16 protein-coding genes are annotated in these 15931 nt (G+C 51.1%); 11 read left to right on the top strand and 5 right to left on the bottom strand.

The annotated features are described in order from the left end of the window. The first annotated feature begins 190 nt into the window (after positions 1-190). Both yccA and tusE read left to right on the top strand, forming a co-directional pair. Positions 191-847, top strand: a complete 657-nt coding sequence (yccA, locus tag HHI26_RS16640) for an FtsH protease modulator YccA (RefSeq protein ID WP_133840988.1) — start codon at positions 191-193, stop codon at positions 845-847. 104 nt (positions 848-951) lie between these two features. After that, positions 952-1278: a sulfurtransferase TusE gene (gene tusE / locus HHI26_RS16635; RefSeq protein ID WP_133842087.1), complete on the top strand. Its 327-nt coding sequence runs from the start codon at positions 952-954 to the stop codon at positions 1276-1278. A 3-nt stretch (positions 1279-1281) separates the two neighbouring features. Here tusE and yccX read toward each other — a convergent pair whose 3' ends face one another. Further along, positions 1282-1560 (bottom strand): acylphosphatase, encoded by a 279-nt coding sequence (gene yccX / locus HHI26_RS16630; protein ID WP_133840989.1) that lies wholly within the window; start codon positions 1558-1560, stop codon positions 1282-1284. Between the two features lie 88 nt (positions 1561-1648). Between yccX and rlmI the strand changes: the two genes are divergently transcribed. Further along, positions 1649-2839: a 23S rRNA (cytosine(1962)-C(5))-methyltransferase RlmI gene (gene rlmI / locus HHI26_RS16625; RefSeq protein WP_133840990.1), complete on the top strand. Its 1191-nt coding sequence runs from the start codon at positions 1649-1651 to the stop codon at positions 2837-2839. Between the two features lie 65 nt (positions 2840-2904). Further along, positions 2905-3222 (top strand): heat shock protein HspQ, encoded by a 318-nt coding sequence (hspQ, locus tag HHI26_RS16620; RefSeq protein ID WP_133840991.1) that lies wholly within the window; start codon positions 2905-2907, stop codon positions 3220-3222. 28 nt (positions 3223-3250) lie between these two features. Here hspQ and HHI26_RS16615 read toward each other — a convergent pair whose 3' ends face one another. After that, positions 3251-3664 (bottom strand): CoA-binding protein, encoded by a 414-nt coding sequence (locus tag HHI26_RS16615; protein WP_133840992.1) that lies wholly within the window; start codon positions 3662-3664, stop codon positions 3251-3253. A 189-nt stretch (positions 3665-3853) separates the two neighbouring features. On the opposite strand from HHI26_RS16615, the gene HHI26_RS16610 reads away from it, so the two are divergent. Together HHI26_RS16610 and HHI26_RS16605 are read left to right on the top strand one after the other, a co-directional pair. Continuing rightward, positions 3854-4495, top strand: coding sequence for a DUF2057 family protein (locus HHI26_RS16610; RefSeq protein ID WP_133840993.1), 642 nt, complete (start codon positions 3854-3856; stop codon positions 4493-4495). Between the two features lie 75 nt (positions 4496-4570). Continuing rightward, positions 4571-5029, top strand: a complete 459-nt coding sequence (locus HHI26_RS16605) for a methylglyoxal synthase (RefSeq protein ID WP_133840994.1) — start codon at positions 4571-4573, stop codon at positions 5027-5029. 15 nt (positions 5030-5044) lie between these two features. On the opposite strand, the gene helD is transcribed toward HHI26_RS16605, so the two are convergent. Next, the gene (gene helD, locus HHI26_RS16600; protein ID WP_159337119.1) at positions 5045-7099 is read right to left on the bottom strand and encodes a DNA helicase IV; all 2055 of its coding nucleotides are present in this window, start codon (positions 7097-7099) and stop codon (positions 5045-5047) included. A 136-nt stretch (positions 7100-7235) separates the two neighbouring features. On the opposite strand from helD, the gene HHI26_RS16595 reads away from it, so the two are divergent. Further along, positions 7236-7682: a YccF domain-containing protein gene (locus tag HHI26_RS16595; RefSeq protein ID WP_133840996.1), complete on the top strand. Its 447-nt coding sequence runs from the start codon at positions 7236-7238 to the stop codon at positions 7680-7682. A gap of 9 nt (positions 7683-7691) precedes the next feature. Beyond that, entirely contained in the window at positions 7692-9833 is a 2142-nt protein-coding gene (yccS, locus tag HHI26_RS16590) for a YccS family putative transporter (protein ID WP_171149381.1), read from the top strand. Here yccS and HHI26_RS16585 read toward each other — a convergent pair. Further along, positions 9830-10459, bottom strand: a complete 630-nt coding sequence (locus tag HHI26_RS16585) for a TfoX/Sxy family DNA transformation protein (RefSeq protein ID WP_133840998.1) — start codon at positions 10457-10459, stop codon at positions 9830-9832. The two genes, yccS and HHI26_RS16585, sit on opposite strands and share 4 nt — an antisense overlap. A 1015-nt stretch (positions 10460-11474) precedes the next feature. Here HHI26_RS16585 and sulA point away from each other — a divergent pair. Both sulA and ompA read left to right on the top strand, forming a co-directional pair. Then, positions 11475-11981, top strand: a complete 507-nt coding sequence (sulA, locus tag HHI26_RS16580; RefSeq protein WP_133840999.1) for an SOS-induced cell division inhibitor SulA — start codon at positions 11475-11477, stop codon at positions 11979-11981. A gap of 349 nt (positions 11982-12330) precedes the next feature. After that, positions 12331-13398, top strand: a complete 1068-nt coding sequence (gene ompA / locus HHI26_RS16575) for a porin OmpA (RefSeq protein WP_159337121.1) — start codon at positions 12331-12333, stop codon at positions 13396-13398. Between the two features lie 89 nt (positions 13399-13487). Here ompA and matP read toward each other — a convergent pair whose 3' ends face one another. Beyond that, positions 13488-13943, bottom strand: coding sequence for a macrodomain Ter protein MatP (gene matP, locus HHI26_RS16570; protein WP_133841001.1), 456 nt, complete (start codon positions 13941-13943; stop codon positions 13488-13490). A gap of 185 nt (positions 13944-14128) precedes the next feature. On the opposite strand from matP, the gene HHI26_RS16565 reads away from it, so the two are divergent. Beyond that, on the top strand, positions 14129-15889 hold the full coding sequence (locus HHI26_RS16565) for a Lon protease family protein (RefSeq protein WP_159337122.1): 1761 nt from the start codon (positions 14129-14131) through the stop codon (positions 15887-15889). Positions 15890-15931 lie beyond the last annotated feature (42 nt).

The raw sequence follows: 15931 nt of genomic DNA, 5'->3' as shown, positions 1-15931 counted from the left end.
AAAGTGAGTTTTGTATCAACTGCCAAAAAAAAAGCCTCAAACGGTTTGATTGTCGCTAATATCGCCATCTTGTTTAAAGAATCAGCGGATTAGCGCGTAAAGAAGGGTAAAACGCCTTTCCCCACCGCCATCTGCTCCTTATTCTGCATGATAGTCTGAGTCTTACTTTCGTGACCCTAAGAGGTGATTTATGGATCGCATTGTTTCGTCCACGCGCGACAGCTCGTTACTGAGCACGCACACAGTCCTGCGTAATACTTATTTTCTGCTCGGCCTGACCTTAGCGTTCTCAGCGGTGACTGCCACGCTAAGTACTGTGTACGCGCTGCCGGCACCCGGTTTAATACTGATGCTGGTCGGCTTTTATGGTCTGATGTTCCTGACCCATCGCCTGGCTAACAGCCCGGCGGGTATTCTGGCGGCCTTTGCCTTTACCGGTTTCCTGGGTTATTGCCTGGGCCCAATCCTGAACAGCTTCCTGTCTGCTGGAATGGGTGATGTGATCGGGCTGGCATTAGGGGGCACAGCATTAGTCTTCTTCTGCTGTTCAGCCTATGTGCTGACCACCCGTAAGGACATGTCTTTCCTTTCCGGGATGCTGATGGCGGGCTTTGTGGTGCTGTTGATTGCCGTCGTGGCCAATATCTTCCTTAACATCCCTGCCCTGCATATGGCGATCAGCGTGCTGTTTGTGCTGTTCTCTACCGGGGCCATTCTGTGGGAAACCAGCAACATCATTCACGGTGGCGAAACCAACTATATCCGCGCCACCGTCAGTCTGTATGTTTCTATCTACAACATCTTTGTCAGTCTGCTGAGCCTGCTGGGTATGTCACGCAGCAACTAAGTCATACGAACAACGTTATTAAAGCCCCGCACTGCGGGGCTTTATTTTTGCTGGGCCAAAAGTTTGGTAAACTGATCGCCGATTTTTAGTGTGAGGCAATGACAGTGCAGTTTGACGGGAAAGAGATTGAACGTGACGCTCAGGGATATTTGAAATCTACTGCCGCGTGGAGCGAAGGGCTGGCCCCGCTGTTAGCCGCAGAGGAAGGGATTGAATTAAGTGAGGCCCACTGGGAGGTGGTGCACTTTGTGCGCGCCTTCTATCTGGAGTTCAATACCTCCCCGGCGGTGAGAATGCTGGTGAAAGCGATGGCACAAAAGTACGGCGAAGAGAAAGGTAACAGCCGCTATCTGTTCCGACTGTTCCCAAAAGGCCCTGCGAAGCAGGCAACAAAAATTGCCGGACTACCAAAACCTGCCAAGTGCCTGTAAACATTAAATCGTGCTAAATCCGTGCGGAAGGTGTGCGGGATGGTGTGGCTCCGCCAGCACCTTCTCCACGCGGGCGCTGCGTGGCCCACCTGCTTTTAGCCACGCCAGCAGGGCCTCAACCTGCTGCGCCTCACCGCAGGCCAGCACTTCAACACTGCCGTCATCCAGATTTTTGGCATACCCCTTCACGCCCAGCGCTTTTGCTTCCCGCTGAGTGCTGTAACGAAACCCGACGCCCTGAACACTACCGTGGACCCATACGCGGATGCAGATGATTGCCATTTTCTCTCCTCTTGCCAACACCGATTGCTTTTTCGTGGTCGGCACCGGACAATATCGACTGATTCTCTGAGTGTAAGCATAGCAAAATATGACTGTTCGTTTGATTCTTGCCAAAGGACGTGAAAAGTCCTTACTTCGTCGCCATCCGTGGGTTTTCTCAGGGGCAGTTGCCCGTATGGAAGGCAAAGCCCAGTCGGGTGAAACTATTGATGTCTGTGACAGCCAGGGTAAATGGCTGGCACGTGCCGCCTGGTCACCGGAATCGCAGATCCGCGCCCGCGTGTGGAGCTGGCAGCAGGATGAGTCGATTGATATCGATTTCTTCGTACGCCGTTTACAGGCCGCGCAGCAGCTGCGTGACTGGCTGGCGCAGCGCGATAACCTTGACAGTTACCGACTGATTGCCGGTGAGTCTGATGGCTTACCGGGTATCACCATCGACCGCTTCGGCAACTTCCTGGTGCTGCAACTGCTTTCTGCCGGTGCTGAGTATCAGCGAGCACCGCTGATTACCGCTCTGCAGACCTGCTACCCGGATTGTGCTATCTATGACCGCTCTGATGTCAGCGTGCGTAAAAAAGAGGGTCTGGAACTGACCCAGGGCGTAGTGCTGGGTGATACTCCGCCTGAGCTGCTGCCGATTACCGAACACGGTATGAAACTGCTGGTCGACATTCAGACCGGGCATAAAACCGGTTACTACCTTGATCAGCGTGACAGCCGCCTGGCAACCCGCCGCTACGCGGAAGGCCGTCGTGTGCTCAACTGCTTCTCTTATACCGGTGGGTTTGCGGTATCGGCGCTGATGGGTAACTGCTCAGAAGTGATCAGTGTAGATACCTCACAGGCTGCGCTGGATGTGGCCCGCCAGAACGTGGAGCTGAACGGTCTGGATGTGAGCAAAGCGAAGTTCCAGCGTGACGATGTCTTTAAATTGCTGCGCCGTTATCGCGAGGAAGGCGAAAAATTCGATCTGATCATCATGGATCCGCCGAAATTTGTTGAGAACAAAAACCAGTTGATGGGTGCCTGCCGTGGTTATAAAGACATCAATATGCTGGCGATGCAGTTACTCAATCCTGGCGGGATGCTGATGACCTTCTCCTGCTCAGGCCTGATGGCGACTGACCTGTTCCAGAAAATCATTGCCGATGCCGCCCTTGATGCACAGCGCGACGTTCAATTTATTGAGCAGTTCCGTCAGGCTGCCGATCACCCGGTTATCGCCAGCTATCCGGAAGGAATGTATCTGAAAGGATTTGCCTGCCGCGTGTTGTAACTTGAAAACGCTGCCTTTGCCTCCATATATATAGAGATAAGGGCAACTTTTCTCAGGAGGTTACGATGATTGCCAGCAAATATGGTATCGGACAACAGGTACGCCACCAGCTACTCGGTTTTCTCGGGGTTATTGTTGATGTCGACCCGGAATACTCATTAACCGAGCCCGCTATAGACGAGGTTGACGGCGCCGAAACGCTTCGCTCCTCACCCTGGTATCACGTGGTGATGGAAGATGATGATGGTCAGCGGGTGCAAACCTACCTGGCAGAAGCGCAAATCGCATGGGAATCACCTGGTGAGCATCCTGAACAGCCCTCTCTAGATGAACTGGCGGCATCAATCCGCCAGCAGCTCCAGGCCCCCAGCCTCAGGCATTAAAAAAACCCCGTTAACACGGGGTTTTTTGTTATTTTTCCAGCCCCAGGCGGGGAATTTCAATTTTCGGGCAGCGGTCCATGATCACCTTCAACCCGGCTTCTCCAGCCAGAACAGCGGCCTGTTCGTTGATCACGCCAATCTGGAACCACAGCGATTTTGCGCCAATAGCAATCGCCTCCTGCGCCACACCCCACGCAGCCTCCGTATTGCGAAAGACATCGACCATATCAATGCTGTGGGGAATATCACTCAGTTCAGCGTAAACGGTTTGCCCCAGCAAAGTACTGCCTGCCAGTTTGGGGCTAACCGGGATGACCTGATAACCTTGTGACAACAGGTAAGCCATCACACCGTAACTTGGCCGCCCGGGTTTATCACTGGCGCCGACCAGTGCAATGGTTTTTGTCGATGTCAGAACATCAGCGATGGTTTTATCACTCATTGTTGCCTCCATTTGCCTTACTGGCTCTATTGCCGCTAAGTGTGGCTTATTCACCACATTAAAAAATGCAACTCATGCGATTCTCGATTTATAGCACGATTAAGTATTTTTAAATGTTAATATGCTGCCATACTGAAAGACTTTGATACATTCACACCCCCTTATATCCTTTACCCTGCTGGAGAAAGAATGAAGCTGCGTATGGTCATCACCGGACTGATAGCGATGCTGGTTGCCGCAACCGTGCAGGCGACAACGCTGAAGCTTTCAGCCGATATTGACCTGCTGGTACTGGATGGACACAAGATTTCGGGTTCGCTGCTCAAAGGCGCAGAAGGTCTGGAACTCGAGCGCGGGGAACACCAGTTGCTCTTTCGTGTAGAAAGAACGGTCACACGCAACGCGCAGACGCCGATCAACTGGGTTTCAGCGCCTCAGATTGTCAAATTTACTGCCAGCACTCAGTCGGTCGTGATTCAGTTACCCGCGTTGCAAACGTTGCATGACGGAAAGCACTTCGACAAAAATCCGCAGTTTACGCTGGTGAATGAACACGGCGTCGAGATTGAGAGCCAACGGGATGCGCTTCGTTTGCAGACGCAGGACGATCTCGAACAGGCAATGATACAGTATAACCTCGATAACAAAGTCGCCTCGGTGCCACGCTTTGCTCAGCCAATGCGCCGTACCTCTCAATCGGCTTCTGTTCTTCCCGATCCCTCAACCAGCCAGCATCCGGCCGAACGCATGCTGCGTCTTTGGTACTTGCAGGTCGATTCAGCCACCCGTCAGCGTTTTGTGATGTTGATGAAGGCCCTGCATACCAGTTGATATCGGCAGATACCCGGCGCTACACTCAATCCTCTGTTTGCTTATTCCTCTTGCCCTACCCAACCAGGATACTGAATGGATCAGACAACCCGCACTCTCCAGCCACAGAAACATATCGCGCTGGTAGCCCACGACCACTGTAAGAATGCTTTAATGCAGTGGGTGGATGTTCATAAAGAACAGTTGCAGCATCATACGCTTTACGCCACCGGAACAACCGGCAATCTGGTACAACGCGCCACCGGATTACCGGTAACGGCGATGCTGAGTGGCCCAATGGGCGGCGATCAGCAGGTCGGTGCGTTGATTTCGGAGGGGAAAATTGATGTACTGATTTTCTTTTGGGACCCACTGAATGCGGTACCACATGACCCCGATGTGAAAGCGCTGCTGCGTCTGGCCACCGTGTGGAATATTCCTGTTGCAACGAACCGTGCCACCGCTGACTTCATTATTCAGTCACCGTTGTTCGCCCGCCAGGTTGAAATCCAGATCCCGGATTACGAACGCTACCTGCAACAGCGCCTGAAGTAACTCAGGCGCTGGCCGTCAGGGTTTACGTAATACCGGTACGCCCTGACGGCTGAACTCGGCAACAAATACCGAGGGATGATCACGATCATACATTAACCACACCTGCTGCTTCGCACGCGTGATGGCAACATACGCAAGTCTTCGCTCTTCGGCGTCCGGAAAGTCTTCCGGGGCAGGTAACAGCGCATCTTCCATCACTGACTCTCTGGCTGCTGCCGGGAAGCCCTCTTTGCCCTCTGCCAACCCCAGAAGAATGACATAATCTGCCTGCTGCCCTTTGCTGGCATGAATAGTCATAAAATCAATATTGAGCTTCGGCCAGCGCGTTGCGGCTTTATCCAGTATTTCCGGTCGCAGATGGTGATAACGCGCCAGAACCAGAATTCTCTCGCCAGCAGAGGCATAGCCACTCAGCTTGTTCATCAGCGCTTCCAACTGCTCTTCAGGCAACAAAGAGATGGCTTTTTTATGGCCTTTAATCGGGCTGTTAAGTGGTTTTTTTAACTGATGAGGGTTGCATTGAATAAAGGTATTCGCGATTTCGCCAATACGCTGATTAAAACGGTAGGTGGTATCCAGCACACAACGGTCGCCTTCACCAAAATGGTGATGGAAGGCCGTTGTTAAGCTCATTTCAGCGCCACTGAAGCGATAGATAGCCTGCCAGTCGTCCCCCACCGCAAACAGTGTGGTCTGTTTATTCTGACGGCGCAGTGCCGCCAGCAAAGCGGCACGCTGCGGAGAGATATCCTGAAACTCATCGACGAGAATATGTTTCCAGGGGCTGATAAAGCGCCCTTTATCAAGGATATTTACCGCCTGATGAATCAGCCCGGCGAAATCAACCGCTCCCTCTTCTTTCAGCGCACCCTTCCACGCTTTCATCATCGGTGCCATTAATTTGACCCGTTTGCTGAAAAGATCGCGGACTTCGTCAGGTGCACTCTCGATCATCGCAGCCTGTGCTCCGCCGTGCATACGCATCAGTCCAAGCCAACGCTCAAGCCGACTGGCTAGGCGCCGCGCCAGGCGATCGTCCTGCCAGAAACTGCCTTCCTCCAGTTCCCACTCCAGCTCCTCTGTCAGCCACTGCCGCCAGCCGTTCGCATGCGCTTTTTTCTCATTACACTGCTGTCGCCAGATCTCAATCAGTAGCGCCTGACGCGCACCATGATCGGTTTCCAGTTTGCTGATCGTGGGGGCTTTATTGCTGCCCTGCTGAATGATGTGTAAAGCCAGGGAATGGAAAGTACGCGCCTGGATCTCTTCGGTATGCAGGCGTTCCTGGATACGTTCGTTCATTTCTTTGGCCGCCTGGCGACCAAACGCCAGCAATAGAATCTGCCCCGCACTGGCCTGCCGACGCATCATCAACCAACCTGCCCGCGCCACCAGCACGGATGTTTTACCACTGCCTGCCCCCGCCAGAACCAGCACGGCATCCTCTCCGTTAACAACGGAGCGTGCCTGGGAAAGATTCAGCGGTGAGGTTTCCACCTGATTAAAGAAATCCGCATGCTGTTCCAGCATACGGTTGGTCCATTCATTGTTGCGCTGAACACGGCGTGCATCGCTGTTATGGAGCCACTGCTGGCAGTAAAGGTAGGGTTCGCGACAATTATCAAATTCCCCCAATCGTTCTGCGGGCAACGGCACGGCGTCAAACGCTTTACGGATCGCCAGTTGCCAGGCACTGATATCACTACGACGCAGCCATTTGTCCTGTTGTTCCGCCTCATAAATTTGCTGCTGCTGTGCTAACAGAACGCTGGCTGAAACATCGCTCATTTCCTTACTCCACTGCTGCCATTCCTGGTTGAGATAGTGGAAAAAGCGCTGTGTTTCACTCCATTCGGTGCCGTGAAGGCGCACGACCTTTTCGTCAGGCAGCGTAAACTCAAGCTCACCCCATACCAGCCCACGCTTACATTTAATTGCCAGTAACTGATTGAACGGGATCAAATACTCATGCTTTTCACCGCTAACTTCTACACCTGCGGTCAGAAGACGCACCCGATTATAAGGATGCTGTGCCAGATGTTTACCCAACGCTGTTGCTTTCAGTTCCATTCCGGTGACCCTGGCTGAGGTTATTTTCATCATCAGACAGTTTAACTGGCTGACGTGTACCTCTCCAGCGCTAAAACACGTTACAATCAAGGTATTGTCGGTTAATCACCGTTATCTGCTGAAGGGAAACTCTTTTATGCGCACCGTATTAAATGTTCTGAATTTTGTGCTGGGTGGATTCCTGACCACATTCTCCTGGCTGGTGGCCACGGTTGTGAGCATTATTTTTATCTTTACCCTGCCACTCACCCGCTCCTGCTGGGAGATAACCAAACTGTCTCTCCTCCCTTATGGTAATGAAGCAGTGCATGTTGATGAGCTGAACCCATCAGGTAAAAATGCGCTTCTGAATTCTGGCGGCACTCTGCTGAACATTTTCTGGCTGGTACTGTTTGGCTGGTGGCTGTGCGTGATGCATATCATGGCAGGCATCGCACAGTGTGTGACGATTATTGGCATTCCCGTTGGTATCGCTAATTTTAAAATTGCTGCTATTGCCTTGTGGCCGGTTGGCCGCCGCGTGGTTTCCGTCGAAGTTGCTCAGGCCGCTCGTGAAGCCAACGCACGTGCGCGTTTCCGCTAAGTTACGATAATGAACAAGACCATGATCGGCAATGTACGCCGCTACGCCTTTAACAGTACCTGGTTGTACAATATCCGCATCACTCTGGCGCTGGCAGGCACCACTGCCGTACCCTGGTGGCTGCATCAGATTACCTGGACGATCCCACTAACGCTGGGAGTCGTGGCTGCTGCGCTGGCGGATCTTGACGATCGTCTTGCCGGACGATTACGTAACCTGCTGATCACGCTGGTCTGTTTTTGTATTGCTTCCGTTTCAGTCGAATTACTCTTCCCGCATCCGTGGCTATTTGTTGCCGGGCTAGCGCTGTCCAGTTGGGGCTTCATTTTGCTCGGCGCACTGGGGCCTCGTTATGCAACAATCGCCTTTGGCGCATTACTGATCGCCATTTATACCATGCTGGGCATTCATTTATTTCCGCAATGGTATCTGCAACCGGTGCTGCTACTGCTGGGTGCAGTATGGTACAACCTTCTGACCTTATCCGGACATCTGCTGTTCCCTATCCGGCCGTTGCAGGAAAATATATCTCGCTGCTTTGCGCAACTGGCGCGCTATCTGGAAGCCAAAGCCAACCTGTTTGATCCCGATATTGAAGGGGATGATCACCAAACGCTGGTCGACGTGGCAATGGCGAACAGTCAACTGGTTCAACTGCTTAATCAGGCCAAAGCATCGATTCAGTCACGACTGCGCGGTGACCGTGGTCAGCGTGGTACTCGCAGAACGCTACACTACTATTTTGTTGCTCAGGATATCCATGAACGAGCCAGCTCTTCCCATGTGCAGTATCACGCACTGCGTAAAGCATGGGGGGAGAGCGATATTCTGTTCCGCTTTCAGCGTCTTTTATCTTTACAGGCACAAGCTTGCCGACGGCTCTCGCGCTCAATCTTACTGCGAGAGCCTTATCAGCATGATGCGCGCTTCGAACGAGTCTTTATAAACCTGCACGCTGCGCTGCATCGCCTTGAAACCGCGCAGCCTGACAGCACGGAGGTCAAAGCCATGGCCTACCTGCTGAACAACCTTAAAGCGATTGATGCCCAGTTGGCGACTATTGAATCAGAGCAAGTTCTGACAGAGGGCGATGCCCCGCATGACCAGACGCTATCCAGCGAGGGGCTAACTGGCTGGAGCGATATTCGTCTTCGCCTGAGCCGCCATCTCAGCCCGGAGTCTCCGCTGTTTCGTCATGCAGTCCGCATGTCGCTTCTGCTGTGCGTTGGCTATGGCATTATTCAGGCTACCGGGGTGCAACACGGTTACTGGATATTGCTCACCAGTCTGTTTGTCTGCCAGCCCAATTACAGTGCGACGCGTCGTCGCCTGGCATTACGTATTATCGGTACACTCGCCGGGATTGTACTGGGTCTGCCGTTGCTGTGGCTGGTTCCTTCTGTTGAAGGACAATTGATGCTGATTGTGGTTACGGGCGTGCTGTTCTTCGCTTTCCGCAACGTTCAGTATGCGCATGCCACCATGTTTATTACCTTGCTGGTGTTACTGTGCTTCAACCTGTTGGGCGAAGGATTTGAAGTCGCGATACCGCGTATTGTTGATACGCTGGTTGGCTGCGGTATTGCCTGGCTGGCGGTGACATTTATCTGGCCTGACTGGCGTTTTCGCCGGCTTCCTGCCGTTGCTGAACGCACCCTGAATGCGAACTGCCGCTATCTCGATGCTATTCTGGTGCAGTATCACCAGGGTAAAGATAACCGACTGGATTATCGTATTGCTCGCCGCGATGCCCATAACGGTGATGCAGAACTGGCATCCGTTGTTTCTAATCTCTCGGTCGAAAATAAATCTGATCTGGCATTGCGAGAAGCGGCTTTCCGCTTGCTGTGCCTTAACCATTCATTTTTGAGCTACATTTCTGCTTTAGGCGCGCATCGTGAGAAGCTGGAAAACGATGCCATGCTGCAGCTCATGGATGATGCCGTCTGTTATGTCGACGATGTACTGCATATTGACATCGTCGATGAGGCGAAAGCACAGCGTATGATCGACAGTCTGGCGCTACGCTTACAGCACAGCGAAGCCAATGCCGAAACAAAAGAACCACTGGTCTTGCAGCAGGTTGGTTTACTGGTGGCTCTTTTACCTGAAATTACGCGCCTTAAAAAACAAATAGCCTTACGTGGTTAATCTTCTTCACGCGGCTTTTTACGCTCTCGCTGCGTATTGTAGTTAAACCAAAGGCGCAGCTCTTCTTTCATCTCTTGTGGAAGCGCGGCATAGTGGCGACCGACAATGGCCCCTTGCAAAGCGAAGAGCACCGTTAACCCCAGATTCTTGTTGTTGTTACGTAGCAGCAGCCAGCTTCGTTTTGCTCCCTGTTGAACCAGCATCTCGATGGTTGAAATACCCACTTGCCGTAGTAACATTTCCATTCTGATGCCCATATTGGGCAGGTCCTTCAGACGGCGGTTATTCTGACGCTCTCTCTGCTGTTGCTTCGCTCCCTGCAGGCAAAGCTGGGAGATGGCTACCAGCTGTTCACCATCAGACCACAAGGCACCATCAACACGATAGTAATTGAGTTCTACTGGCACACCACGCTTACTAAGGCTCAGCGGTGTCATCTTACGCTCAACAATATAGGATTGAACCTCTTCACAGGCGCGAAGATAAAGCTCTCCTTGAGCCACCACGGCAAACACAGTTTTTTCCACTGCCAGGCAATAACCGCCAAACTGTGTACGGGACTGCACCTCTCCAAGCTGAGCCAGTCGTTGTTTCGCTTCTGCAATTTTACGTTTCGAACGATCCATATTCTCATCCCAAGTTAGTTAAGAAATAACTCATAAGGTCTCGGTAAAACATATTAGAAAATAGGCAATACTCATTACAGGTTCAACGACTAATTTTTATTTCATGTGTTTACATTGTAATTTTGCGAGGCGTTACGAAAAAAATCGCTCATAAGAATACATTCAAGGACGGCATTTTCTCCTTAGAAAAAATAGCATTAAAAACCACAATATCTGCATCCGGTTAAAAACTCAATAAAACACACTTCGTTAAAATTCAGTCTTAAATATTTTTTCGTCCAGCGGGATAACAGTAACGCGACAAAGCCGGTCAACCAAACGGGCATGCTAACCAGAGTAAGTTAAGCAAGAAGATACTGTACAAACCGCGTTTCACGGCCCTTCATCAAAAAAAAACCACGATTCTCCCCCTATCGAATCCCTCTGCAGCCCGTTAAGGCTGGGTTACCATGAAAAATAAACATGCTGATATTCTGTTCCAATGAGATCCAAAATGGATGTATTCCACAATTTTTATCCTGCGGATGTATGGGTGAAGTTTTCATGTTTTCATCGCCATCCACCAAATGTTCAGAAAGCCCCGAGCACCTACTCGACCATGACTGAGTAAACGTTAATCCCCCCGATGAGAAACAAGTTAAGTATCGTTACTTTCCAGGGCGGGAAATAGAATATGAAAATAGGTACTCGCAGCGATATTATCTTTTATTCCTTTCTGATGTAATCGTTAATTGCGATACAAAGTGCGGACACTTATCATTGATAAATGATTGCCATGTACCTCAAATGTTTAAATTCTTAACCGTAAGAACAAGAATGCTTGAAATGTCAGGAAGCTCTGGAACGACACTCGTCAGACCTGAAAAAAAGCCTTAATACATTCGCCATGTGTACACAGACTCTCAGTACACCAGCCTCTGAGCCGACATGTGTCAGGAAGTCAGATTAAAGGTTGATCTTTGTTCACCACACATATACTGTATATCCATACAGTAACCTAGTGAGCGAAGACATTATGCGTACTCATTTCCTGAAATCTCAGTCTGTTAGTCGTAACATGCATGCTTCCGCATCTGCGTCCTCTGGCTCGACTTGTGCGAATGGCCTGATCAGCGAACTGATTTACAGTGAGAATCAACCTGACATGACTCAATTGCTGCTGCTGCCTTTGTTGCAGCAGCTGGGGATGCAGTCTCGCTGGCAGTTATGGCTGACACCGCAACAGAAGCTCAGCCGCGACTGGTTACAGCGCTCCGGGTTACCCCTTGATAAAGTCATGCAGTCTCCCTACTGCGGTACGATCACCACGGTAGAAGCCATGATCAAAGCATTGCAGACAGGGAATTACAGTGTGGTTTTAGGCTGGCTGGATGAAGAAGTATCAGAAGTGGATCGTCAACGCTTGCAAGAAGCAGCAAGTTCAGGGCAGGCACTGGGGTTAATTATGCGCTCAGAAAATAGCATTTACTCCTCAGCCAGACCGCTTAATGGATTAAGAATTCACTCATCTTTGTATCATTAAGTAAAAATAAGATTTTTCTCAGACTTTATCTCTGCCAGACCCTTCTTAACAGGCTAATAATGTTATGACGCGGTGCGACAACGGTTTAGCTGGGTTCTCAGACCTGTTTTTGAGCAAAGAATTCACCCTCAAATGTTAAAAAATGTGTATGAAACGCTGTTTTTTTGCTGACCATCGTCACATCATACTTGTAAGTTTGCTGGTACGTTGTAGACTTTAGCTCGCCAGGGTGCTCAATAACCTCCATTTTTTGGAAGAGTCACAATCGAGCTTCTCAACCCGGCGAAGGATTAAATCAAAGAGCTAATTTAAAGCTCATTGCCTATTTGGATGATAACGAGGCGCAAAAATGAAAAAGACAGCTATCGCAATTGCAGTGGCACTGGCTGGCTTCGCTACCGTAGCGCAGGCCGCCCCTAAAGATGACACCTGGTACACCGGTGCTAAACTGGGCTGGTCTCAGTACCACGACAAAGGTTACTACGGTAACGGTTACCAAGATAACGACGGCCCATCACATGAAAGCCAGCTCGGCGCTGGTGCATTTGGTGGCTATCAGGCAAACCAGTACCTGGGCTTCGAGCTGGGTTACGACTGGTTAGGCCGCATGCCTAACAAAGGCAACAACGTCAACGGCGCTTTCAAAGCGCAGGGCGTTCAGCTGGCAGCTAAATTAAGCTACCCAGTTGCTGACGATCTGGACGTGTACACTCGTCTGGGCGGCATGGTATGGCGTGCAGACTCCACCCAGAACGCTAACGGTACTCGTATCAGCGACCACGACACCGGCGTTTCTCCGCTGGCTGCTGTTGGTGTTGAATACGCAGTGACCAAAAACTGGGCAACTCGTCTGGATTACCAGTGGGTTAACAACATCGGTGACGCAGGTACCGTTGGTGCGCGTCCTGATAACTCAATGCTGAGTGTTGGCGTTTCCTACCGTTTCGGTCAGGATGATGCAGTAGCACCAGTTGTTGCTCCGGCTCCGGCTCCAGCGCCAGTTGTTGAAACCAAGCGTTTCACCCTGAAGTCTGACGTTCTGTTCAACTTCAACAAGGCCACTCTGAAGCCAGAAGGTCAGCAGGCTCTGGATCAGCTGTATACCCAGCTGAGCAATCTGGATCCTAAAGACGGCTCTGTTGTCGTTCTGGGCTACACTGACCGTATCGGTTCAGAGCAGTACAACCAGAAACTGTCTGAAAAACGCGCTCAGTCTGTTGTAGACTACCTCGTGTCTAAAGGCATCCCTGCTAACAAGATCTCTGCACGTGGCGAGGGTAAATCTAACCCTGTTACCGGCAGCACCTGTGACAGCGTGAAAGGCCGTAACGCCCAGATCGACTGCCTGGCGCCAGACCGTCGCGTAGAAATCGAAGTTAAAGGCATCAAAGACGTTGTAACTCAGCCACAGGCTTAAGTTATCTCGTTAAAAAAACCCCGCTCCGGCGGGGTTTTTTATTGGCTGAATAAGGTGAAAAAGAGGAAGGGATAAGGCATATGTCGATTTTATTCAGGCTTGCCCAAAATCGCTTTTAGATCCTGCTTCAGCGAGGACATCTGGCTGGCATACTGCTCTTTACGTTCTGCATCTTCAATTAACTGCACTATCGTCTCAGACAACGTACTATTTCGACGCTGCGCAAGACCAGCCAACCGCTGCCAAACCAGATATTCCAGATCGATAGATTTCTTACGCGTATGCTGATGTTCGGCATTAAAATGACGTTTGCGACGCGCACGGATAGTCTGCTTCATGCGATTTTCAAGCAGCGGATTAATATGCTGGCTGATCCATTTCAATACCTCTACTGGTCGATTTTCCATCACCAGTAGCTCATCGACGGCGGCCTGCGCTGCACTTGACTCGATATAACGCGTGATCAATTCACCTTCACGGTGTTTTTTGACCAGGTATTTCCATTTCCATCCGCTTTCAAGATTTTCCAGTTGCTGGTATTTCATCGGAATCTCATGCTGACCACATTACGAATTAAGAATAACAGCTTTTTTTCATCAGGCTGTAAAGAAAACAGGGACATCAGCGTCAATGTTAACGCAAGCAGCGCAGATGTGCATGTGCACTGTGCTTAACCGGCTGAAATATTGTATAATGCCGCTTTTAATCATCTAAGAAAAATACGATAACTTTGACCAACAACCGATTAGAGTGGCGCGCCCTACAGCCCGATACAGAACGCTTCCAGCATCTCCTCTCGCAGGCCTATGCTGCCGATACAGAGTGCTTTGCATCCGTGCAGGCACGCCTGTTTAATGGCTTGAGCCTGCTACTGCAAACCCCGGCCAAAGTACCGCTAATGCTGGTCAAAAGCCCTGAGAGCGCTGAATATCTCGCTTTATTGCAGGATATTCTTTCCTCTCTTACTGTCGATGATGATGATGTTCCGGCCTTATTTGGTGGCCAATATGACATCAGCGAACACGCGGTAAACTGGCGTCCGGCGGAAAACGCTGCGGATAATTTCGCCAGCGAAGGGGGAGTTCATCAGGCTGAATGGATTGAAGCCGAACAACTCTTTGGCTGTGTACGCATCCATCAGTCTACGATAACGCTGTCACCAGGTCTGGTACATCGTGCCAATGGCGGAGTATTGATCCTGTCAATGCGTGCCCTGATGGCGCAACCGCTGCTGTGGCTGCGGCTAAAACAGATCATGGTTAATCAACGGTTTGACTGGTATTCCCAGGATGAAACCCGTCCTCTGCCATTAGCGATCCCATCCATGCCAATGCAGTTCCGCCTGGTACTGGTGGGTGAACGCGATGTGCTGGCAGATTTCCAGGATATGGAGCCTGAACTGGCAGGGCTATCGCTGTACAGCGAGTTCGAAGACAATATTCAACTCGTGGACGAAGAGGAATTCAACCACTGGTTACAGTGGGTGCAAAGTGTTGCCCACAGTCTTGGCTATCCCTCTCCTGCGCCTGATTTCTGGCCAGTGTTGATCCGTGAGGCCGCACGCTATACCGGCGATCAGGATACCCTTCCACTGGATCCTCAATGGCTGGGCCGACAGTTACAGGAAGCCGCACTCTACAGCGAAGACAATCAGCTCACTGCCGAAAATCTTCAGGATGCCCTCAGCACGCGCGAATGGCGTGAAGGTTTCCTGCCTGAGCGCATTCGTGACGAGATCCTGCTTGATCAGATTCTGATTGAAACAGAAGGCGAGATGATCGGTCAGATCAACGCCTTGTCGGTCATGGAATTCCCAGGCCATCCTCGCGCATTTGGTGAACCTTCACGCATTAGCTGCGTCGTTCATGTTGGCGATGGTGAGTTCACCGACGTAGAGCGCAAAGCCGAGCTTGGCGGTAATATTCATGCCAAAGGTATGATGATCATGCAGGCATGGCTGATTGCAGAGCTGGAGCTTGAGCAACAGCTGCCGTTTTCTGCCTCAATCGTTTTTGAGCAATCCTACTCCGAAGTCGATGGTGACAGCGCCTCCCTGGCTGAGCTGTGTGCACTGATCAGTGCCCTCGCCTCACAGCCGCTCAATCAACAGCTGGCTGTGACGGGTTCCGTCGATCAGTTTGGTCGCGTGCAGCCTGTTGGCGGGCTGAATGAAAAAATTGAAGGCTTCTTCCACATCTGTAATCAACGCACATTAAGCGGAACCCAGGGGGTCATTATTCCTGCGGCCAATGTGCGTCACCTCTCGCTTCAGCAGGAGGTGGTTGATGCCGTTCGTGAAGGTAAATTCCATCTGTGGGCCGTCTCCAGCGTTGATGAAGCTCTGCCGCTGTTAACGGGTGTAGAGTGGGACAAAGAGACAGGAGCGTGCCTGTTACGTTCGATTCAGGACCGTATCGCACAGATACTTCACCCTGAACCACGCCATCGACCGTGGCCGTTGCGTTGGTTAAACTGGTTTACGCCCGGCTGATCGGACTTGTCCGGCGTACACGTGTAAGCTAAACTCCCTGCT

The sequence above is a fragment of the Erwinia sp. JH02 genome (genome assembly GCF_013074405.1).
GTDB lineage: Bacteria > Pseudomonadota > Gammaproteobacteria > Enterobacterales > Enterobacteriaceae > Erwinia > Erwinia rhapontici.
The sequence above is the reverse complement of the archived record's forward strand: the minus strand, read 5'-3'. Positions and strand labels throughout refer to the sequence as shown.